General features: G+C 70.3%; 20 protein-coding genes. All 20 read right to left on the bottom strand.

Annotation, left to right across the window (positions count from 1 at the left end; genetic code table 11):
• Positions 1 to 39: 39 nt before the first annotated feature.
• Entirely contained in the window at positions 40 to 489 is a 450-nt protein-coding gene (locus ACSNOH_RS17625; protein ID WP_436722307.1) for a DUF2550 domain-containing protein, read from the bottom strand.
• A gap of 117 nt (positions 490 to 606) precedes the next feature.
• Positions 607 to 978, bottom strand: a complete 372-nt coding sequence (locus tag ACSNOH_RS17620; protein WP_436722299.1) for a F0F1 ATP synthase subunit epsilon — start codon at positions 976 to 978, stop codon at positions 607 to 609.
• A gap of 114 nt (positions 979 to 1,092) precedes the next feature.
• Positions 1,093 to 2,535, bottom strand: a complete 1,443-nt coding sequence (atpD, locus tag ACSNOH_RS17615) for a F0F1 ATP synthase subunit beta (RefSeq protein WP_436722298.1) — start codon at positions 2,533 to 2,535, stop codon at positions 1,093 to 1,095.
• Positions 2,535 to 3,455 carry a F0F1 ATP synthase subunit gamma gene (locus ACSNOH_RS17610; RefSeq protein ID WP_436722297.1) on the bottom strand — a complete coding sequence of 307 codons (921 nt, stop codon included), beginning with the start codon at positions 3,453 to 3,455 and terminating at the stop codon, positions 2,535 to 2,537. The genes atpD and ACSNOH_RS17610 overlap by 1 nt, the downstream gene beginning before the upstream one ends.
• Before the next feature lie 2 nt (positions 3,456 to 3,457).
• The gene (gene atpA, locus ACSNOH_RS17605; RefSeq protein WP_436722296.1) at positions 3,458 to 5,029 is read right to left on the bottom strand and encodes a F0F1 ATP synthase subunit alpha; all 1,572 of its coding nucleotides are present in this window, start codon (positions 5,027 to 5,029) and stop codon (positions 3,458 to 3,460) included.
• A 137-nt stretch (positions 5,030 to 5,166) separates the two neighbouring features.
• Positions 5,167 to 5,982, bottom strand: a complete 816-nt coding sequence (locus ACSNOH_RS17600; protein ID WP_436722295.1) for a F0F1 ATP synthase subunit delta — start codon at positions 5,980 to 5,982, stop codon at positions 5,167 to 5,169.
• Positions 5,979 to 6,548, bottom strand: coding sequence for a F0F1 ATP synthase subunit B (locus ACSNOH_RS17595; RefSeq protein ID WP_364893649.1), 570 nt, complete (start codon positions 6,546 to 6,548; stop codon positions 5,979 to 5,981). The genes ACSNOH_RS17600 and ACSNOH_RS17595 overlap by 4 nt, the downstream gene beginning before the upstream one ends.
• 41 nt (positions 6,549 to 6,589) lie before the next feature.
• Positions 6,590 to 6,841 carry an ATP synthase F0 subunit C gene (gene atpE, locus ACSNOH_RS17590; RefSeq protein WP_087926250.1) on the bottom strand — a complete coding sequence of 84 codons (252 nt, stop codon included), beginning with the start codon at positions 6,839 to 6,841 and terminating at the stop codon, positions 6,590 to 6,592.
• Positions 6,842 to 6,917: 76 nt separating this feature from the next.
• Positions 6,918 to 7,712: a F0F1 ATP synthase subunit A gene (gene atpB, locus ACSNOH_RS17585; protein ID WP_030367997.1), complete on the bottom strand. Its 795-nt coding sequence runs from the start codon at positions 7,710 to 7,712 to the stop codon at positions 6,918 to 6,920.
• A 273-nt stretch (positions 7,713 to 7,985) separates the two neighbouring features.
• Positions 7,986 to 8,423: a hypothetical protein gene (locus ACSNOH_RS17580; RefSeq protein WP_436722294.1), complete on the bottom strand. Its 438-nt coding sequence runs from the start codon at positions 8,421 to 8,423 to the stop codon at positions 7,986 to 7,988.
• Between the two features lie 255 nt (positions 8,424 to 8,678).
• Positions 8,679 to 10,004 carry an MraY family glycosyltransferase gene (locus ACSNOH_RS17575; protein ID WP_436722293.1) on the bottom strand — a complete coding sequence of 442 codons (1,326 nt, stop codon included), beginning with the start codon at positions 10,002 to 10,004 and terminating at the stop codon, positions 8,679 to 8,681.
• A gap of 111 nt (positions 10,005 to 10,115) precedes the next feature.
• The gene (gene glyA / locus ACSNOH_RS17570; protein WP_436722292.1) at positions 10,116 to 11,213 is read right to left on the bottom strand and encodes a serine hydroxymethyltransferase; all 1,098 of its coding nucleotides are present in this window, start codon (positions 11,211 to 11,213) and stop codon (positions 10,116 to 10,118) included.
• Between the two features lie 126 nt (positions 11,214 to 11,339).
• Entirely contained in the window at positions 11,340 to 11,996 is a 657-nt protein-coding gene (locus ACSNOH_RS17565) for a protein-tyrosine-phosphatase (protein ID WP_436722291.1), read from the bottom strand.
• Positions 11,993 to 12,640 (bottom strand): L-threonylcarbamoyladenylate synthase, encoded by a 648-nt coding sequence (locus ACSNOH_RS17560; protein ID WP_436722290.1) that lies wholly within the window; start codon positions 12,638 to 12,640, stop codon positions 11,993 to 11,995. The genes ACSNOH_RS17565 and ACSNOH_RS17560 overlap by 4 nt, the downstream gene beginning before the upstream one ends.
• 52 nt (positions 12,641 to 12,692) lie before the next feature.
• Positions 12,693 to 13,538: a peptide chain release factor N(5)-glutamine methyltransferase gene (prmC, locus tag ACSNOH_RS17555; protein ID WP_436722289.1), complete on the bottom strand. Its 846-nt coding sequence runs from the start codon at positions 13,536 to 13,538 to the stop codon at positions 12,693 to 12,695.
• A 99-nt stretch (positions 13,539 to 13,637) separates the two neighbouring features.
• Positions 13,638 to 14,717, bottom strand: coding sequence for a peptide chain release factor 1 (gene prfA, locus ACSNOH_RS17550; protein ID WP_106679165.1), 1,080 nt, complete (start codon positions 14,715 to 14,717; stop codon positions 13,638 to 13,640).
• Between the two features lie 131 nt (positions 14,718 to 14,848).
• Positions 14,849 to 15,073, bottom strand: coding sequence for a 50S ribosomal protein L31 (rpmE, locus tag ACSNOH_RS17545; RefSeq protein WP_058046284.1), 225 nt, complete (start codon positions 15,071 to 15,073; stop codon positions 14,849 to 14,851).
• A gap of 178 nt (positions 15,074 to 15,251) precedes the next feature.
• Positions 15,252 to 16,370, bottom strand: coding sequence for an LCP family protein (locus ACSNOH_RS17540; protein WP_436722288.1), 1,119 nt, complete (start codon positions 16,368 to 16,370; stop codon positions 15,252 to 15,254).
• 384 nt (positions 16,371 to 16,754) lie between these two features.
• Entirely contained in the window at positions 16,755 to 18,803 is a 2,049-nt protein-coding gene (gene rho / locus ACSNOH_RS17535) for a transcription termination factor Rho (RefSeq protein ID WP_436722287.1), read from the bottom strand.
• Positions 18,804 to 19,226: 423 nt separating this feature from the next.
• A complete protein-coding gene (gene thrB / locus ACSNOH_RS17530; protein ID WP_436722286.1) occupies positions 19,227 to 20,141 on the bottom strand; it encodes a homoserine kinase in 915 nt (304 codons plus the stop codon).
• Positions 20,142 to 20,434: the final 293 nt, after the last annotated feature.

Below are 20,434 nucleotides of genomic sequence, written 5' to 3'. Positions count from 1 at the left end.
TGATATATCAAGCCCGGCCGGCGTTTGAGCCACAGGAAGTCACGCCACGTTCACCCGCTGGCCGGGAGGGGCGGCCTCCAGCCAGGCCAGGAAGCCTGTGAGGGCATCCTCGCTCATCGCGAGCTCAAGCCGCGTCCCCTGATGCAGACAGATCAGCACGACGGCGTCGGACAGCAGCGCGAGCTCCTCGTCGCCCTGCGGCGACCGCCGCTCCAGCACCTCGATCGACGCCCGCTCCAGCAGCCTCCGCGGCCGCGGCGCGTACGAAAAGACCCGGAACCATTCGATCCGGTCGCTGTTGTAGCGGGCGACGCCGTAGACCCAGCCCTTGCCGTCCGGCGCGGGGCCCTGCTCCGGGACGTTCCAGCGCAGACTGCAGTCGAACGTGCCGCCGGAGCGCTGGATCAGCCGTCTCCGCAGCCCGAAGACGAAGAGCCCCACCAGCACCAGCAGGACGACGACGCCGCTCACGAGCAGAGCGAGGACCATCTCCACCGACCTCCTCGCATCATCTAGAGCAACGGGCTTGTATTGCCTCAGCCGCGGACCGCCCTGGAATGTTCCAGTGCGGTCCGCGGCTGAGGGACGAACTCATCGGGCCGTGGGCTAATGCCCCGCGACCGCTCGCAGCCGGACCTCGGCGCGCCGCTCGGCGGCGGCGTCCGCCCCCGACTTGGCGCGCTCAAGGGCCCGCTCCGCACGCTTGACGTCGATCTCGTCGGCGAGCTCCGCGACCTCGGCGAGCAGCGAGAGCTTGTCGTCCGCGAACGAGATGAAGCCGCCGTGCACAGCGGCGACGACGTTGCCTTCGGCGGTCCGGATGGTCACCGGACCGGACTCCAGCACACCGAGCAGCGGCTGGTGGCCGGGCATGACGCCGATGTCACCCGATGTGGTACGCGCGATGACCAGAGTGGCCTCGCCGGACCAGACGCTTCGGTCCGCCGCGACCAGCTCGACGTGCAGCTCAGCAGCCAACGTGGCTCCTCGGGTCTTCACCTGCCGGGCGCGGCAGGTGTTGGGTCAAAGAATAGGGGACGTGGCTGCCGGGGGCGGGAGCGCCCCGCCCCCGGCAGCGATGAGCCACGGGGCTCAGGAGACGCCCAGCTCCTTGGCGTTCTTCTTCAGGTCCTCGAGACCACCGCACATGAAGAAGGCCTGCTCGGGGAAGTGGTCGTACTCACCGTCGCAGATGGCGTTGAACGCCGCGATGGACTCGTCCAGCGGGACGTCGGAGCCGTCGACACCGGTGAACTGCTTCGCCGCGTGGGTGTTCTGCGACAGGAAGCGCTCGACGCGACGGGCGCGGTGGACGACCAGCTTGTCCTCTTCGCCCAGCTCGTCGATACCGAGGATCGCGATGATGTCCTGGAGGTCCTTGTACTTCTGCAGGATCCCCTTGACGCGCGAGGCGGCCTCGTAGTGGTCCTGGGAGATGTAGCGCGGGTCCAGGATGCGGGACGTCGAGTCCAGCGGGTCCACCGCCGGGTAGATGCCCTTCTCCGAGATCGGACGCGACAGAACCGTCGTGGCGTCCAGGTGGGCGAAGGTGGTCGCCGGGGCCGGGTCGGTCAGGTCGTCCGCGGGGACGTAGATCGCCTGCATCGAGGTGATCGAGTGACCACGGGTCGAGGTGATGCGCTCCTGCAGGATGCCCATCTCGTCCGCGAGGTTCGGCTGGTAACCCACCGCGGAGGGCATGCGGCCCAGCAGCGTGGAGACCTCGGAACCGGCCTGGGTGAAGCGGAAGATGTTGTCGATGAAGAACAGCACGTCCTGCTTCTGCACATCGCGGAAGTACTCCGCCATGGTCAGACCGGCCAGGGCGACGCGCAGACGGGTGCCCGGCGGCTCGTCCATCTGACCGAAGACCAGCGCGGTCTTGTCGAGAACGCCGGCCTCCTCCATCTCCACCATGAGGTCGTTGCCCTCACGGGTGCGCTCGCCGACGCCGGCGAAGACGGAAACGCCCTCGTGCAGCTTGGCCACACGCATGATCATTTCCTGGATCAGAACGGTCTTGCCGACACCGGCGCCACCGAACAGACCGATCTTGCCGCCCTTGACGTACGGGGTCAGCAGGTCGACGACCTTCAGGCCGGTCTCGAACATCTCGGTCTTGGACTCGAGCTGGTCGAAGGCCGGGGCCTTGCGGTGGATGGACCAGCGCTCGGCGTCGGCCACCGAGGACGGGTCCTCGTTGAGGACCTGGCCCAGGGTGTTGAACACCTTGCCCTTGGTCACGTCACCGACCGGGACGGTGATGCCCGTGCCGGTGTTGGTCACCGGGGCCTGGCGGACCAGGCCGTCGGTGGGCTGCATGGAGATCGCGCGGACCAGGCCCTCGCCCAGGTGCTGGGCGACCTCGAGGGTCAGGGTCTTGCGACCGCCCTCCTCGGCCGGGTCGTCGACCTCGACGTGCAGAGCGTTGTAGATCTCCGGCATCGCGTCGACGGGGAACTCCACGTCGACGACGGGGCCGATGACCCGCGCGACGCGGCCCGTGGCGGCGGCCGTCTCAACAGTGGTCGTCATTAGTTGTCACTCCCCGCGGTCGCGTCGGCCAGGGCGCTCGCGCCACCGACGATCTCGCTGATTTCCTGGGTGATGTCGGCCTGTCGGGCCGCATTGGCAAGCCGCGTGAGCGACTTGATGAGCTCTTCCGCGTTGTCGGTCGCGGACTTCATCGCACGGCGGCGGGCCGCGTGCTCGGAAGCGGCGGCCTGCAGCAGCGCGTTGTAGATCCGGGACTCCACGTACCGCGGCAGCAGTGCGTCGAGGACCCCTTCGGCCGACGGCTCGAAGTCGAACAGCGGCAGGATCCGGCCCGGCGTCCCCTCCTGCTCCGCGGGAGCCGCATCGAGGCTCAGCGGCAGCAGGCGGTTGTCGACCGGCGTCTGCGTCATCATCGAGACGAACTCGGTGAAGACGATGTGCAGCTCGTCCACGCCGCCCTCGGCCGTGTCCTGCTGAACGGCCTCGATCAGCGGACCCGCGATGCGCTTGGCGTCGGCGTAGGTCGGGCTGTCCGTGAAGCCGGTCCAGGACTCCTTCACCGGGCGCTCCCGGAAGCCGTAGTACGCGACGCCCTTGCGGCCGACGATGTACGTGACGACGTCCTTGCCCTCGGCCCGGAGGCGCTCGGTGAGCGCCTCCGCCGCCTTGATGGCGTTCGAGGAGTAGCCGCCGGCCAGACCGCGGTCGCTCGTGACGAGCAGCACCGCGGCCCGGACCGGGTTCTCCGCCTCGGTGGTCAGGGCGTGCTTGGTGGTGGAGCCGGTGGCAACCGCGGTCACTGCCCGGGTGAGCTCACTGGCGTACGGAGTCGATGCGGCCACCTGGCGCTGCGCCTTGACGATGCGCGAGGCGGCGATCATCTCCATCGCCTTGGTGATCTTCTTGGTCGCGGAGACGGACTTGATCCGCCTCTTGTAGACCCGGAGCTGGGCACCCATGCTCAGCCCTCGCCCAGCAGCTTGCCGTCCGAGGTCTCGAACTGCTGCTTGAAGGACGCGATGGCGTCGCCCACGGCCTGCAGCGTGTCGTCGGACATCTTGCCGCCCTCACGGATGGAGGTCATGAGGCCCTTGTGCTCGCGGTGCAGGAAGTCCAGCAGCTCGCGCTCGAAGCGGCGGATGTCCTCGACCGGGACGTCGTCCATCTTGCCGGTGGTGCCGGCCCAGATGGAGACGACCTGGTCCTCGGTGGAGTACGGGGCGTACTGCGCCTGCTTCAGCAGCTCGACCATGCGCTTACCGCGCTCCAGCGAGGCCTTGGAGGCGGCGTCCAGGTCGGAACCGAAGGCGGCGAAGGCCTCCAGCTCACGGAACTGGGCGAGGTCCACGCGGAGCCGGCCGGAGACCTGCTTCATGGCCTTGTGCTGGGCGGAGCCACCGACACGGGAGACCGAGATACCGACGTTCAGGGCCGGGCGCTGGCCGGCGTTGAACAGGTCGGACTCCAGGAAGCACTGGCCGTCGGTGATGGAGATGACGTTGGTCGGGATGAACGCCGAGACGTCGTTGGCCTTGGTCTCGACGATCGGCAGACCGGTCATGGAACCGGCGCCCATCTCGTCGGAGAGCTTGGCGCAGCGCTCCAGCAGACGCGAGTGCAGGTAGAAGACGTCACCCGGGTAGGCCTCACGGCCCGGCGGGCGGCGCAGCAGCAGGGACACGGCGCGGTAGGCGTCGGCCTGCTTCGACAGGTCGTCGAAGACGATCAGGACGTGCTTGCCCTGGTACATCCAGTGCTGACCGATGGCCGAGCCGGTGTAGGGGGCGAGGAACTTGAAGCCCGCCGGGTCGGACGCGGGGGCCGCGACGATCGTCGTGTACTCCAGCGCACCGGCCTCCTCCAGCGCGGCGCGCACGGAGGCGATGGTCGAGCCCTTCTGGCCGATGGCGACGTAGATGCAGCGGACCTGCTTCTTCGGGTCGCCCGTGCGCCAGTTGTCGCGCTGGTTGATGATCGTGTCGACGGCCAGCGCGGTCTTGCCGGTCTGGCGGTCACCGATGATCAGCTGACGCTGACCGCGGCCGACCGGGGTCATCGCGTCGACGGCCTTGTAGCCGGTCTCCATCGGCTCGTGGACCGACTTGCGCTGCATGACCGTGGGGGCCTGCAGCTCAAGGGCGCGCCGGCCCTCGGTCGCGATCTCGCCGAGGCCGTCGATCGGGTTGCCCAGCGGGTCGACGACGCGGCCGAGGTAGCCCTCGCCGACCGCGACGGAGAGCACCTCACCGGTGCGCTGCACCGGCTGGCCCTCCTCGATGCCGCTGAACTCGCCGAGGACGACCGCACCGATCTCGCGCTCCTCGAGGTTGAGGGCGAGACCGAGGGTTCCGTCCTCGAACCGCAGCAGCTCGTTCGCCATGGCCGAGGGAAGGCCCTCGACCTTAGCGATGCCGTCGCCGGCAACGCTGACCGTACCGACCTCCTCGCGCGAGGCCGCGTCCGGCTTGTACGCCTGGACAAAGTTCTCCAGCGCGTCCCGGATCTCCTCCGGCCGGATCGTGAGCTCCGCCATCTGGGTTCCCTGCTCTCCTTGTTGGGCCCGAAGTATTTCTTCTCCGGAGGCCGGTTCCCGCAGCTTGCGCTGCTGGCCCCCGGAGGACACCGTCGGCCCAACTCGGGCCGTCAGTCATGCTCTTGAGTTGGTGGCTGTCAGCCGGCCATCCGCCGGTCCGCCTCGGCGAGGCGGTCCGCGATGCTGCCGTTGATGACCTCGTCGCCGATCCGCACCTGCACACCGCCGAGGATCTCGGGGTCGATGTCCAGGTTGAGGTGGACACGGCGCCCGTACAGCTTGGCGAGGGCGTCGCCGAGCCGCTGCTTCTGGGCGTCGCTCATCGGCACCGCGGACGTGACCACCGCGACCACCCGGTCCCGGCGATCCGCTGCCAGCTTGGAGAGGGCGTTCAGCCCCGCCTCCAGGCTACGGCCCCGCGGCTGTGCCACAAGACGGACGACGAGACGCTCGGTGACCGGATTCGCCCGGCCCCCCAGCAGCTCCCGCACCAGCGCGGCCTTGGCCGAGCGGTTCGCGACCTTGTCCGTCAGCGCGGCCCGCAGCTCGGAGCTGGAGGCGACGATCCGGCCGAAGCGGAACAGCTCGTCCTCGACGTCGTCCAGGACACCGGCGCGCTCGGCGGCGATGAACTCGGCGCCGGAGGCCAGCTCCTCGATGGCGTCCACCAGGTCGCGCGAGCGCGACCAGCGGGAGCGGACCATCCCGGAGACCAGGTCGGCGCACTCGCCGCCCACCTGGCCGCCGAGCAGCCGCTGGGCCAGCTGGGACTTGGCCTCGCCCGGCTGCGCCGGGTCGGTCAGGACCCGGCGCAGCGAGACCTCGCGGTCCAGCAGCGCGGTGACCGCGGCCAGGTCCTCGGCGAGCTTCGCCGCGTCCACGGACGTGTTGTCCGCCAGCGCGTCGAGGCGCTCACGTGCGGAGGCCAGCGCCTCCCGGCTCGCTCCGCTCATCGGTTCGCCTCTGCCTTCGTCGCACCGGCCGCCGCCTTGGCCTCGAGGTCGTCGAGGAAGCGGTCGATGGTCCGGCTCTGCCGGGCCGCGTCCGCGAGGGACTCGCCGACGATCCGGCCGGCCAGGTCGCTGGCGAGCTTGCCGACGTCCTGGCGGAGCGAGGCCGAAGCGGCCTTGCGGTCGGCCTCGATCTGGGCGTGACCGGCAGCGATGATCTCCTCGCGCTGACGCTCACCCTCGGACCGCATCTCTGCGATCATCGACGCACCCTGCTCCTGCGCCTCCTGGCGCATGCGGGCGGCCTCATGGCGGGCGTCGGCGAGCTGGGCCCGGTAGTCCTCGAGCACCTGCTGCGCCTCGGCCTGGGCGGCCTCGGCCTTCTCCATGCCGCCTTCGATGGCCTCGCGGCGCTCGTCCAGAGTCTGGTTGATCTTCGGGAGGAGCTTCTTGCCGAGGAAGATGAAGACGATGGCGAAGGCGATCAGGCCGATGACGAGCTCTGGGAGCGGGGGCAGGAGCGGGTTCTCCAGCTCCCCCTCGCTCGCCAGGACTGCCAGGGGATTCACATCAATGCCTTCCGTCGAAAACAGTGGTCGTCAGGCTGTGATCAGGCGGACGGGTAGACGAACGGCATGACCAGACCGATCAGGGCGAGCGCCTCACAGAAGGCGAAGCCGAGGATCTGGTTGGCGCGGATCAGGCCGGCGGCCTCGGGCTGGCGGGCCAGGGCCTGGGTGCCGTTACCGAACACGATGCCGACGCCGACGCCGGGGCCGATCGCGGCCAGGCCGTAGCCGATCGAGCCCAGGTTGCCCTTGATCTCGACACCAGCGGCGATGGTCTGGAGAGCAGCAGACATGCTCGTTCTTCCTTCTCTTTCACGGACCGGTGGGGGTTGGCCACCGGACGACTGTTGGTCTGGGGAGCGGGGGTGCTCAGTGGTGCTCTGCGAGCGCGCCCTGGACGTAGTTGGTGGCCAGCAGCACGAAGACGTACGCCTGGACGGCCTGGATGAAGAGCTCGAAGGCGGTCATCACGACGGTCATCACGAAGGACACACCGGCGTAGGCGATCCCGATCCCGTTCAGCAGGTACCAGCTGGCGATGGTGAACATCAGGATCAGCAGGTGACCGGCGAACATGTTGGCGAAGAGCCGCACCGCGTGGGTGAAGGGGCGGATGATCACGTTCGAGAAGAACTCGAGGATCACCGCGAGCGGGAGGATCGGGCCCAGCGACTTGTCGTAGCCGGTGATGTTCTTGAGGCCGCCGACGAAACCGTGCTTCTTGAACGTCAGGTACATCCACAGGACGTAGACGATCAGGGCGAGCGCCGCCGGGAAGGCGATGATCGACGTCACCGGGAACTGGGCGACCGGGATGATCGACCAGAGGTTCATGATCCAGACGAAGAAGAACAGCGAGACCATGAAGGGGACGTACTTCTCGCCCTCCTTCTTGCCGAGCGAGTCGTAGACGATGCCGCGGCGCACGAAGTCGTAGCCCGCCTCACCGACCATCTGCAGCTTGCCGGGGACCACCTTGGCCCGGCCGAAGGCCGCCCAGAAGAAGCCGATGACGATGACCGTGGTCAGCACGGCCAGCAGCATGGGCTTGTTGAACTCGATCCCACCGACGGTGAAGAGCGGCTCGAAGAGGAAGGAGTTCAGGCCTGGGGCCGGGAAGCCGCACCCATCGAAGATGTGGCAATTGGTCTCGAAGGCGAGCATCTCGTTAGCACTCACCGCGAGCTCCTTCAGCGTGGCGCATAGGTACGGCAACCTCGTTGTGTCGGCACGGCTCGAAGCCGCGGAACGGCACTGGACTGGTCTTGCGGATGGGGGGGCGGGTGATCGGCGTGGCGCCGGTCGCGGGCATCAGCTGCATGGACTGCCGATTCCGTCCCGGGAAACTCGGGTGTTCAGCTGCCTGCGCCCACTGTGCCTCAGATGGCACCGGACGATAGCAGGTGAGCGCCGGCACCTTTATCGCGGCCCTACCGGTCACGTCGGAGACCCGGCGGGGGCGGACTTCTGCGCCTCGGCGGATTCCGGATCGACGTAAAGGATCTTGGCCTTCAGATACGCCCGGGTCTGCGCGGCGGTCCACACGAGGACCGCGCCGAGCAGCGCGAAGGCGAACGCCCGGGTGTTGAACAGCGACGTGTCCCGGAAGACCGCGAGAACGACCGCGGAGATCAGGAACTGCGTCACGTAGAGCACCAGGCCCATGGCCTGGAACAGGTGCGGGAAGGACTTGGCCGTGCGCTGGAGAACGAAGAGCCCCAGGGCCATCACGCCGCCCGCCACGAGGGTGCCGACGACGGCGCCGAGCGCACCCTTGCCGCCGGCGAGCACGCCGCCCAGCACGGCGGCGATGACGCCTGCCACGGCGGTCGGGACGGCGCACTGCAGGAGTGTTCGGGCGTCGTTGGACTGCATGAAGGGTTTCTCCGGCGATGAGGTCGGAAGCAACGATTCGTCGTGGACGAGCGTATCCCCGGAAATGCTCACGGCTTGCGACGAAGGACCGCCGCACTACGGTCCATCGGCTCTAGCACCGGGTTTCGTGAACGGTATCACAAACTATTTGATGAGGTCTTTACCTACATCGTGTGCCGGACGTCACACGCAAGGGTCACGTCGCTGGTCAGGGCGCTGACGAAGGGCCGGTTCTCTGGTAGGGGCACCCGGATTTCAGCTGTTGCTGGTGATCCTGCTGAAACGGGAGCGGTCCCCGATGGCGGTGGCGCCGTGGATGCCGGCCGGCACGGGCTCGCGCTGCTCTCCGGGCTCCTGCCCCTGCTCCGGCTCCGCGGCCACCGCCGCGGCCGGCTCCGCGGCCACGACCTTGCGGCGGCGGTAGCGCGGCGGCACGAACGCCTCGGCCCAGCGCGGGGCCCGCGGCTTGAAGCGCGGCAGCAACAGGAGGACGAGGCCCGCCGCGCTCAGCGCGACGATCAGCAGCAGGATCCAGGTGCTCGCCGAGTGCACGGAGTAGGCGACGGTGCCGAAGGCGATGAGCCCCGACCAGAAGTACATGATCAGCACCGCACGGCTGTGCGAGTGTCCGATCTCCAGCAGCCGGTGGTGCAGGTGACCGCGGTCCGCGGCGAACGGCGACTGGCCGTTCCACGTGCGCCGCACGATGGCCAGCAGGAGGTCGGCGACCGGCACCGCGATCACCGTCAGCGGCAGCAGCAGCGGGATGTAGACCGGCACCGTCGCGTGCACGACGGCGCGCTCCGAACCGCCCGTGAAGGCATTGAGCACATCGGGGTCGACCTGGCCGGTGATGGAAATGGCGCCCGCGGCCAGCACCAGGCCGATGAGCATCGAGCCGGAATCGCCCATAAAGATGCGTGCAGGATGCATGTTGTGCGGGAGGAATCCCAGGCACATGCCCATCAGGATCGCGGCGAACAGCGTCGCGGGAGCGGCCGCCTCCACGTTGTGCCCGAACCAGAGCCGGTAGGCGTAGAGGAAGAACGCGGCGGCGGCGATGCACACCATTCCGGAGGCCAGGCCGTCCAGGCCGTCGACGAAATTGACCGCGTTGATGGTGATGACGACGAGCGCGACGGTGAGCAGCGTGCCCTGCATCGGGGTGAGGCTGACGGTGCCCACGCCGGGCACGGGGATCCACAGGATCGTCAGGCCCTGGAGCACCATCACACCGGCGGCGATCATCTGGCCGCCCAGCTTGACCAGGGCGTCCACGCCCCACTTGTCGTCCAGCACGCCGAGGATCCAGATCAGCCCGGCGCCCGAGAGCAGCGCCCGCGGCTCGTTGTGCAGCTCGAAGACCTTGCCCAGGTTGGACAGGTGGGCCGCCACCAGCAGGCCCGCGCAGAGGCCGCCGAACATCGCGATCCCGCCGAGCCGTGGCGTCGGCTCCCGGTGCACGTCGCGCGCGCGGATCTCCGGCATCGCGCCGGCCACGATCGCGAACTTCCGCACCGGTCCCGTCAGCAGGTAGGTGACTGCCGCGGTGACGCACAGCGTCAGCAGGTATTCACGCACGGGCTGCCCCAGAGGTCGCGCTGGACATCACAGCCCCACACCATATTCGCGTCCGCCCCCGATCCGTGAATACAGCTGTAGACGTACGGCCACCCGCGATGGTTGCAGCCGTCAGATGTGGCCGGGATAAGGAGCGTAGGGCGGGAAGCCCGCCGCGAGCCTGCCGCGGGCCGTGGAGGCCTCCAGGGCGAGCCGCGAGACGTCCGCGGTGATGAGATGCGTGTCGGTGCCGCCCGTCGTCACAGAAAGGCCCTCAGCGGCCAGGACGGCGGCAAGGACGCGCGCGTTGGCGACCACCTGATGGGCGTACGCGGCGAAGGCCGGCGTCGCCGCCTCCCCGAACGCCACCGCCTTGGCCGCGACGGTGTGCATCTGCGCCCCGCCCTGCGTGAACGGGAAGACCGCCCGGTCGATCCGGCTCGCCAGCTCCGCGCGGCACAGGATCATCCCGCCGCGCGGCCCGCGCAGCACCTTGTGGGTCGTCGCGCACACCACGTCGGCGTACGGGACGGGGCTCGGCGCCGCTCCCCCGGCGACCAGCCCGATCGGGTGAGCGGCGTCCGCGATCAGGAGGGCACCGACGTCGTCGGCGATCTCGCGGAAGGCCGCGTAGTCGGGGTGGCGCGGATACGAGATCGAGCCGCAGACGATCGCCGCGGGCCGGTGCTCGCGGGCCAGGGCCTGCACCCGGTCGTAGTCGATCAGGCCGTTGTCCGGGCGGACGCCGTAGCCCACGAAGTCGTACCAGCGGCCGGAGAAGTTGGCCGGGGAGCCGTGGGTGAGGTGGCCGCCGTGCCGCAGGCCCATCGCGAGCACCGTGTCGCCGGGGTCCAGCAGCGCGGCGTAGGCGGCGAGCATCGCGGCGGAGCCCGAGTGGGGCTGCACGTTGGCGTGCTCGGCGCCGAAGAGGGCCCTCGCGCGGTCGGCCGCGGTGCGCTCGGCCAGGTCGACCAGCTCGCAGCCGCCGTGGTGGCGGGCGCCGGGATAGCCCTCGGCGTACTTGTTGGCCAGCGGGGAGCCGAGGACGGCGAGGACGGCGGGCGAGGTGAAGTTCTCGGCGGCGATCAGCTGGAGGCCCTCCGCCTGGCGGCGGGCCTCGCCGAGGACCAGCTCGGCGAGCTCCGGGTCCTGCCGCGTCAGCAGGTCCAGGCCGCTCCATGCCGGCGGCGCGGCGGGGATGCCCTGGGTGGTCGGTGAGGTGACGGACATCGGGGGCTCCGGGCGTTGCGGAGGTTTACCCCTAATGTAGGCCCGCCGCACCTCGGATGTCCGGTTTGCCCGGCAGCTGCCCAGTGCGGGTGCCTCGTGGCCGGTCGCGCAGTTGGCCCGCGCCCCTCAGGGGCGCGGTACGCCCGTCAGGGCCGTGACGACCGGGTCCAGGGCCTGGTCGATCTCCGCGCCGATGGAGCGGAAGAAGGTGATGGGCGCGCCGTAGGGGTCGTGGACCTCGTCCGCCTCGGCGTTCGGGGCCAGCAGCCAGCCGCGCAGCGCGGCCGCGGCCTGCACGAGGGCGCGGGCGCGCTCGACCACGCCGCCGGCCCGCTCGGGGTCCGGGAGCGTCGCCGGGTCTATGGCCCGCACCAGCCGGGTGAACTCCTTCAGCGTGAAGGTGCGCAGCCCCGCCGAGTGGCCCATGGAGATGACCTGGGCGCGGTGGTCGCGGGTGGCGGTCAGGACCAGGTCGGCGCGGATGACGTGCTCGTCCAGCAGCTCCCGGCCGGTGAACCCGGCGGGGTCGGCGCCGAGGTCCGCGAGGACGGTGGCGGCGTGCGCCTCCATCGGCGCGCCCTCGTGGCCCCAGGTCCCCGCGCTCTCCACCACCAGGCCGCCCGCGAAGGGGTCGCCGAGGCGGTCGGTGAGCGCGTGGCGGGTCAGCCGCTCGGTGATGGGCGAGCGGCAGACGTTGCCGGTGCTGACGTGGAGGATGCGGAAGGTGCCGGCCTCGGCCGCCGTGTCCGGTCCCGCTATGCCACGCCCCTGCGGGGCGATCAATTCGCCACCTCGAGGTCGGGTACCACCTCGCGGAGCTGCTCGGCGCTGATCGCGCCGGCGCGCAGCAGGACGGGCACCTTTCCGGTGACGTCCACGATGGAGGACGGCACGTCGGCGGGGGTGGGGCCGCCGTCGAGGTAGACGGAGACGGAGTCGCCGAGCATCTCCTGGGCGGCGTCGCAGGACTGCGGCGCCGGGTGGCCGGTGAGGTTGGCGCTGGAGACGGCCATCGGGCCGAACTCGGTGAGCAGCTCGATGGCGACCGGGTGCAGCGGCATCCGGACGGCGACCGTGCCGCGGGTCTCGCCCAGGTCCCAGGTCAGGGAGGGCTGGTGGGTGGCGACGAGGGTGAGCGCGCCGGGCCAGAAGGCGTCGACGAGCTCCCAGGCCTGCTCGGAGAAGTCGGTGACGAGCCCGTGCAGGGTGTTCGGGGAGCCGACGAGGACGGGCGAGGGCATGCCGCGGCCGCGGCCCTTGGCCTGCAGGAGATCGCCGACGGCCTCGCTGCTGAAGGCGTCCGCACCGATGCCGTACACGGTGTCGGTGGGCAGCACGACCAGCTCGCCGCGGCGCACCGCGGCGACGGCCTCGCGCAGGCCGGTCTTGCGGTCGGTCGCGTCGCTGCAGTCGTATCGCCGTGCCATCACATCTCCTTCGCGAAGCGCTTGCTGTACGGGGTGGGTGCCGGTGTGCCGGTCACGCGGTCGCCCTGCGGGCCGTGGCGAACCGCGGGCGCTTGTTGAGGTCGGGGTGGTCGGCCGCGTCGGCCCAGCCCTTCTCCTCGGTGAAGATCCACGGGACCTGCCCGCCCTGGGTGTCGGCGTGCTCGATGACGACGACGCCGCCCGGGCGGAGCAGCCGGTGGGCGGTGCGCTCGATGCCGCGGATGGCGTCGAGGCCGTCCTCGCCGGAGAACAGGGCGAGCTGCGGGTCGTGGTCGCGGGCCTCGGGGGCGACGTACTCCCACTCGGTGAGCGGGATGTACGGGGGGTTGCTGATGACGAGGTCGACCTGGCCGTCGAGCTCGGGCAGCGCGGTGAGGGCGTCGCCGTGGTGCAGGGTGACGCGGGAGCCCTCGGTGTTCTTGCGGGCCCAGCCGAGGGCGGTCTCGTCCAGCTCGACGGCGTGCACGCGCGAGCGGGGGACCTCCTGGGCGAGGGCGAGGGCGATGGCGCCGGAGCCGGTGCACAGGTCGACGATCAGGGGTTCGACGACGTCCATGGCCCGGACGGCGTCTATGGCCCAGCCGACGACCGACTCGGTCTCGGGGCGGGGCACGAACACGCCGGGGCCGACCTGGAGCTCCAGGTAGCGGAAGAAGGCGCGGCCGGTGATGTGCTGGAGGGGCTCGCGGGCCTCGCGGCGGGCGACGGCCTCCCAGTAGCGGGCGTCGAAGTCGGCGTCCGCGACCTGGTGCAGCTCACCCCGCTTGACGCCGTGCACGAAGGCCGCGAGCTCCTCCGCGTCGAAGCGCGGAGAAGGTACGCCGGCGTCGGCCAGCCGCTGAGTGGCTTGCGCCACTTCGGCGAGCAGCAGATTCACAGTGGTCCTCTCGCGTCTTCGTGTCGTCGTCCCCGGCCGGTGGCCGGCCCTCCCGGGAGGGCCGGGCCGGCGGTCGCGGACGGTTGCGGCGGTCTTCGGTCAGCTCGCGGCGGCGAGCTTGGCGGCGGAGTCGGCGTCGACGCACGCCTGGATCACCGGATCCAGCTCGCCGTCGAGCACCTGGTCCAAGTTGTACGCCTTGAAGCCGACCCGGTGGTCCGAGATGCGGTTCTCCGGGAAGTTGTACGTGCGGATCTTCTCGGAGCGGTCGACGGTGCGGACCTGGCTGCGGCGGGCGTCGGCGGCCTCGGCCTCGGCCTTCTCCTGGGCCGCGGCGAGCAGCCGCGAGCGCAGGATGCGCAGGGCCTGCTCCTTGTTCTGGAGCTGGCTCTTCTCGTTCTGGCAGGAGGCGACGACGCCGGTCGGCAGGTGGGTGATGCGCACCGCGGAGTCGGTGGTGTTGACCGACTGGCCGCCGGGGCCGGAGGAGCGGTAGACGTCGATGCGCAGGTCGTTCATGTTGATCTCGACGTCGACCTCCTCGGCCTCGGGCGTGACGAGCACGCCGGCGGCGGAGGTGTGGATGCGGCCCTGGGACTCGGTGGCGGGCACGCGCTGGACGCGGTGGACGCCGCCCTCGTACTTCAGGCGGGCCCAGACGCCCTGGCCGGGCTCGGTGGCGCCGTTGCCGCCCTTGGTCTTCACCGCGACCTGGACGTCCTTGTAGCCGCCGAGCTCGGACTCGGTGGAGTCGATGATCTCGGTCTTCCAGCCGACGCGCTCGGCGTAGCGCAGGTACATCCGCAGGAGGTCGCCGGCGAACAGCGCGGACTCGTCGCCGCCCGCACCGGCCTTGATCTCCAGGATGACGTCCTTGTCGTCGCTCGGGTCGCGCGGGACGAGGAGCAGGCGGAGCTTGTCGGTGAGCTCCTCGCGCTGCTTCTCCAGGTCCTTGACCTCGGCGGCGAAGTCCGGATCGTCGGCGGCGAGCTCGCGAGCGGTCTCGATGTCGTCCCCGGCCTGCTTCCAGGAGCGGTAGGTCCCGACGATCGGCGTCAGCTCGGCGTAGCGCTTGTTGAGCTTGCGGGCGTTGGCCTGGTCCGCGTGGACGGCGGGGTCGGCGAGCCGCTTCTCGAGGTCGGCGTGCTCGCCGATCAGTTCCTCGACTGCCTCGAACATGGGGTTTCCCTAGCTGCTGGAAGTGACGGGCCTGCTGAAGTGACGGCCTGCTGCCGTGCCTGCTGGACGACAAAGCGCCGGTCCGGTCGCCCTCGCACACGGGAGGGCGACCGACCGGCGCCTGCGGGTCGCTACTTCTTCGCGGACCCGGCGGCCTTGCCGAAGCGGGCCTCGAACCGCGCCACGCGGCCACCGGTGTCGAGGATCTTCTGCTTGCCCGTGTAGAACGGGTGGCACTCGGAGCACACGTCGGCACGGATGGTGCCGTCGGCGACGGTGCTACGCGTGGTGAACGAGGCGCCACAGGTGCAGCTGACCTGGGTCTCGACGTACTCCGGGTGGATGTCGCGCTTCAAGGGGTTCTCCTAGGTTCGGGAGGGCTCCGGGTCGTAGAGGCGGGATTGCCTTACGTGAACCGGGGCCGACGGACCAGTTTGCCAGTACTGGCCGCATCCCCCAAAACGGGAGGTCGCGGCCGGTTATTCCCGGGCGTCCGCGGCCCTGCTCAGAGCCGGTCGTACGGGACGGCCGGGCTCATTTCACCACGTCGTCGGCGCCGGTCTTGGTGCCCGCGCCGTCCTTGACCGCGTCCTCGGGGATGGGCTGGTCGGCGCGGAGCGCGTCCCAGATCCTGGTGCTCGCCTCGGCGATCGGGATCACCCGGTTGTGGTCGGCGGGGTCGTCGCCCACGGGCAGGGTCACCATGTGCATGTCCCCTGAGCCGATGCCCTTGAGGCCGTTCGCGAAGGAGTACAGCTTGTCGACGGAGGCCAGCTCGCGGTCGGTGGTGAGCGCCTTGGTGGCGGTGTCGGCGATCCCGTAGAGCTTGGTGGGGCTGGTGAACAGGCCGATCTGCTTGACCTGGTCGAGCAGGGCCTTGATGAAGGCCTGCTGCAGCTTGATCCGGCCGAGGTCGCTGCCGTCGCCGACGCCGTGCCGGGTGCGCACGAGGCCGAGCGACTGCTCGCCGTTGAGCTGGTGGGTGCCCGGCTCCAGGTTGAGGTGGCTCCACTTGTCCTTGATGGGCTTGGTCGTGGTGACCTCGACGCCGCCGAGCTTGTCGATCAGCTTCTGGAAGCCGGCGAAGTCGACCTCCAGATAGTGGTCCATCCGGATGTTGGTCATCGCCTCGACGGTCGCGACCGCGCAGGCCGCGCCGCCGACCGTGTACGCCTCGTTGAACTGGGCGGCCTTCACGGCGGGGCTCTTCTTGCCGTCGGCGGTGCGGCAGGCGGGGCGCGGGACCATGGTGTCCCGCGGGATACTCACGACGCTCGCCTTCTTGTGACCCGCGTAGACGTGGACGATCATCGCGGTGTCGGAGCGGGAGGTGCCCTCGTCCCGGCCGTAGGCGCCGTTGGCGCCGGCCCGGGAGTCGGAGCCGAGGACGAGGATGTCCTGCGAGCCGTTGTCGATGTTCTCCGGCCGGTTCTTGCCCAGGGCGGCGTTGATGTCGACGCTGCTGAGGTTGCCGTTGAACTTGTAGTAGAGGATTCCCGCCCCGGCACCGCCCACGAGGACCACGCCGGTGGCCGTCCAGGCGGCTATTCGCCAGCCCTTGCGGCGGGGGGCGGGCTTGCGGCGGCGGCCGCGCTTCCCGCCGGCACGGCGGCGGTGCGAACCCGCGGACGTGCCCCTGCTCTCCTCGGCCATGCGCTCCTCAGTCCTCCGCTGTCCCCGGGTTTCCTGCCCGGCTCGTCCCCCCTGCGCTGATTGACGGGGAAGTCTGCGACAGGGTTGCACAGCCTTTTCTGAGGACTGTCTTAGAAAGGCTCCTGCGGGCGGCTCGCCCGGCGATCTCTCCTACCCCTTGCCACCTGCGATTTCGGCCAAATGCAGGTCATCGGTTCCGGCCATTTTCAGGGCGGGCGGCTGTGGTGCATGTCTCAGAATGTCACGGGAAGATCACGGCGGGGGCGCCCGCGCCGGCCCGGCGGTGACCAGGGGAAGCGGCGGAGGGCCGGAAACGGCGGAGGCCCCCCGCCACCGAGGTGACGAGGGGCCTTTTCGAACCGCTGTTACGCGTCCGGACGCGGATCAGTCGTTGCCGTTGCCCGGGGAGGGCGTGGTCTTCGCGATCTGCATCAGGAACTCGGCGTTCGACTTGGTCTGCTTCATCTTGTCGAGCAGCAGCTCGATCGCCTGCTGCGAGTCGAGCGCGTGCAGCACCCGGCGCAGCTTCCAGACGATCGACAGCTCCTCGCCGCCCAGCAGGATCTCCTCCTTGCGGGTGCTGGAGGCGTCCACGTCCACCGCCGGGAAGATGCGCTTGTCCGAGAGCTTCCGGTCGAGCTTGAGCTCCATGTTGCCGGTGCCCTTGAACTCCTCGAAGATCACCTCGTCCATCCGCGAGCCGGTCTCGACCAGCGCGGTGGCCAGGATGGTCAGCGAGCCGCCGTCCTCGATGTTGCGCGCGGCACCGAAGAACTTCTTCGGCGGGTAGAGCGCGGTCGAGTCGACACCACCGGACAGGATGCGGCCCGAGGCGGGGGCGGCCAGGTTGTAGGCGCGGCCCAGGCGGGTGATCGAGTCCAGCAGGACGACCACGTCGTGACCCAGCTCGACGAGGCGCTTGGCGCGCTCGATGGCCAGCTCGGCGACGGTGGTGTGGTCCTCGGCCGGGCGGTCGAAGGTCGAGGAGATGACCTCGCCCTTGACCGACCGCTGCATGTCGGTGACCTCTTCCGGACGCTCGTCGACCAGGACGACCATCAGGTGGCACTCGGGGTTGTTGGTGGTGATCGCGTTGGCGATCGCCTGCATGATCATGGTCTTGCCGGTCTTCGGCGGGGCCACGATCAGACCGCGCTGGCCCTTGCCGATGGGGGCGACCAGGTCGATGATCCGGGTCGTCAGCACGCCCGGGTCGGTCTCCAACCGCATCCGGTCCTGCGGGTAGAGCGGGGTGAGCTTGCCGAACTCGGGGCGGCCGCGGCCGGTTTCGGGCGCCATGCCGTTCACCGAGTCGAGGCGGACGAGGGCGTTGAACTTCTCGCGGCGCTCGCCGTCCTTCGGCTGGCGGACGGCACCGGTGACGTGGTCACCCTTGCGCAGGCCGTTCTTGCGGACCTGGGCGAGGGAGACGTAGACGTCGTTCGGGCCGGGCAGGTAGCCGGAGGTGCGGATGAAGGCGTAGTTGTCGAGGATGTCCAGGATGCCCGCGACGGGGATCAGGACGTCGTCCTCGGAGAGCTGCGGCTCGCCGGCGAAGTCGTCGCGGCCGCGGCGGCCACGGCGGTCGCGGTAGCGCCCGCGGCGGCCGCGGCGGCCGCCCGCCTCGTCGTCGTAGCCGTCGTCCTGCGGGCCGGCCTGGGCGCCCTGCTGCGCGCCGCGGCCGTCGCGCTGCTGACGGTCGCCCTTCTGGGCGTCGTCGCCGCGCTGGCCGCGCTCACGGCGGTCGCGCTGGCCGCGCTCGCCACGGTCGCCCCGCTCGCCGCGCTCACGGCGGTCGCCCTTCTGGCCCCGCTCGCCACGGTCCTGGCGGTCGGCCTTGGCGGCCTTGCCCTCGGCGGAGTCCAGCGCGGCCTCGGCCTTGGCGGGCGAGGTCTCGACGCGCTCCTCGGTGCGGACGGCCTTCTCGGCCGGCTGGGCCTCGGCGGCCTCGGGGCTGCCGGCGGGCGCGGTGGCCCGGCGGCGCCGGCGCTCGCCGGCGGGCTGCTCGTCGCTGGACGGCTGGCCGGGGATCTCGATCTGCTGCTGGGCAGCCTTCTCGGCGGGCTTGGCCTCGGCCTTCTCGGCCGCCTCGCCCGTACGGGCCTTGGAGGTGGCACGGCGCTTCGGCTTGGTCTCGGCGGACGCGGCCGCGGTCTCGGCCTTGGCGGGCGCGGCGGAGCCTCCGGCCTGCCTCTCCTTGATGACCTCGATCAGCTGGCCTTTGCGCATGCGCGCGGTGCCCTTGATGCCGAGGCTCGAGGCGAGCTGCTGGAGCTCGGCCAGGACCATGGCGTCGAGGCCGGTGCCCGAACGGCGCCGCTTGGGGGCGGTGGCAGCACCGGTGGCAGGCGCGGCGGGAGCGTCCGTGGCGGGCGCGGAGGCATTGCCGGCTGCTCCGGCGTTCACGCCCATCAGATCGGTGGTGTCGCTCACGAAGGGGTCCTTCCCTGGAGCGGGCGTCGGCCTGTCTGGCTCGGCGACCGGTTGTGCTGTCCGGCTACGGTCTGGCGTTGCGGACCGGGCCGGGGCGGTGGTCCGCCGGTACGGCTGGTACGGCGGAAGAATCAGTTCATTGGTCCGGCGTGAAGAATGAGGTGAAGACATGGAGTATCGGCTTCACTCATGTCACCCACGCCGATTCCGGAGCGTGCTCGAAGCTGCTCAGGCAGGCTGCTCAGGCAGTTTGGGAGGCTCCCGGAAGAAAAGCGGCCCCTGATCGGGACACAGAGCACCGAGCCGATGTGGCTTCGAGTGCAGACTTGAGGTTAACACTACCGGATCCCACAAACATTCCCCCTCTCCAAGACCGGCAACCGCTATTTTTCGCGGAGCCGGGTTTCGCCCGGATTTCCGCTGTCAGGCGAGCGGCAGCACGCTCGTCCCCCCGGCGTCGAGGGTCAGCCGGTTGGCCGCCCATCCCTCGCCCGCCAGTCGTGCGACCTTGTCGGCCGCACCGCTTTCGACCAGCGCGAGGACCGTCGGTCCCGCGCCGGAGATGACCGCGGGGACGCCGTCCGCGCGCAGTCGGTTGACCAGGGCCACGCTCTCCGGCATCGCCGGGGCGCGGTACTCCTGGTGGAGCCGGTCCTCGGTGGCCGCCAGCAGCAGCTCGGGGCGCCTGGTGAGCGCCTCGACCAGCAGGGCGGCCCGGCCGGCGTTGGCCGCCGCGTCCACATGGGGGACGCTGCGCGGCAGGAGCCCCCGGGCGGTCTCGGTGAGCACCGGCCGGGACGGCACGAAGACCACCGGAACGATGGAATCCGCAGGGTCCATCCGAATGGCCCGCGCCACTCCGGCGTCCATCCACGCCAGGGTGAACCCGCCCATCAGGCATGCGGCGACGTTATCGGGGTGTCCCTCGATCTCGGTGGCCAGCTCGAGCAGCGCCGCGTCGTCGAGCTTCTCGGCCCCGCCTATGGTCACGGCGCGGGCCGCGACTATGCCCGCGCAGATGGCCGCCGAGGACGAGCCGAGGCCGCGCCCGTGCGGGATGCGGTTGGCGCAGACGACCTCCAGGCCGCGCGGCTGGCCGCCGAGCAGGTCGAAGGCGGTGCGCAGGGCACGGACGAGGAGGTGGCTCTCGTCGCGCGGGAGGGTGTCGGCGCCCTCCCCGGCGATGTCGATGTGCAGCCCGGACTCGGCCACCCGGACCACGACGTCGTCGTAGAGCCCCAGCGAAAGGCCCAGGGCGTCGAAGCCGGGGCCGAGGTTTGCGCTGGTGGCAGGGGTGCGCACGCGGACAGCGGCGGCGCGGAACGCGGGACCGGCCATCGCTCGATGACTCTCCTTGGTCTGGCCTTGGTGGGGCGTGCAACGTCCGCAAGGGCCGCGACGGCGATGCCGTGGGTCACGGCAGCGGTCTGCGACGGGGCGGAGTGAGTACAGCCTATCGAAGGAAGGTTCTGCGGCGACATAGGGCGCACGGGAGGCGCACGATGCGTGTCGCCTGCGGCGGGCTCACAATCGCCCGGAACCCGGTTGTGGGCAATCGTCCCGGCCCGGTGGTGGGCATCGCCCCGGGCCCCGGTTGTGGGCAATCGTCCCGCAGGGCGGGACGATTGCCC

The organism is Streptomyces sp. URMC 127 (assembly GCF_051386535.1).
Taxonomy (GTDB): domain Bacteria; phylum Actinomycetota; class Actinomycetes; order Streptomycetales; family Streptomycetaceae; genus Streptomyces.
The sequence above is the reverse complement of the archived record's forward strand: the minus strand, read 5'-3'. Positions and strand labels throughout refer to the sequence as shown.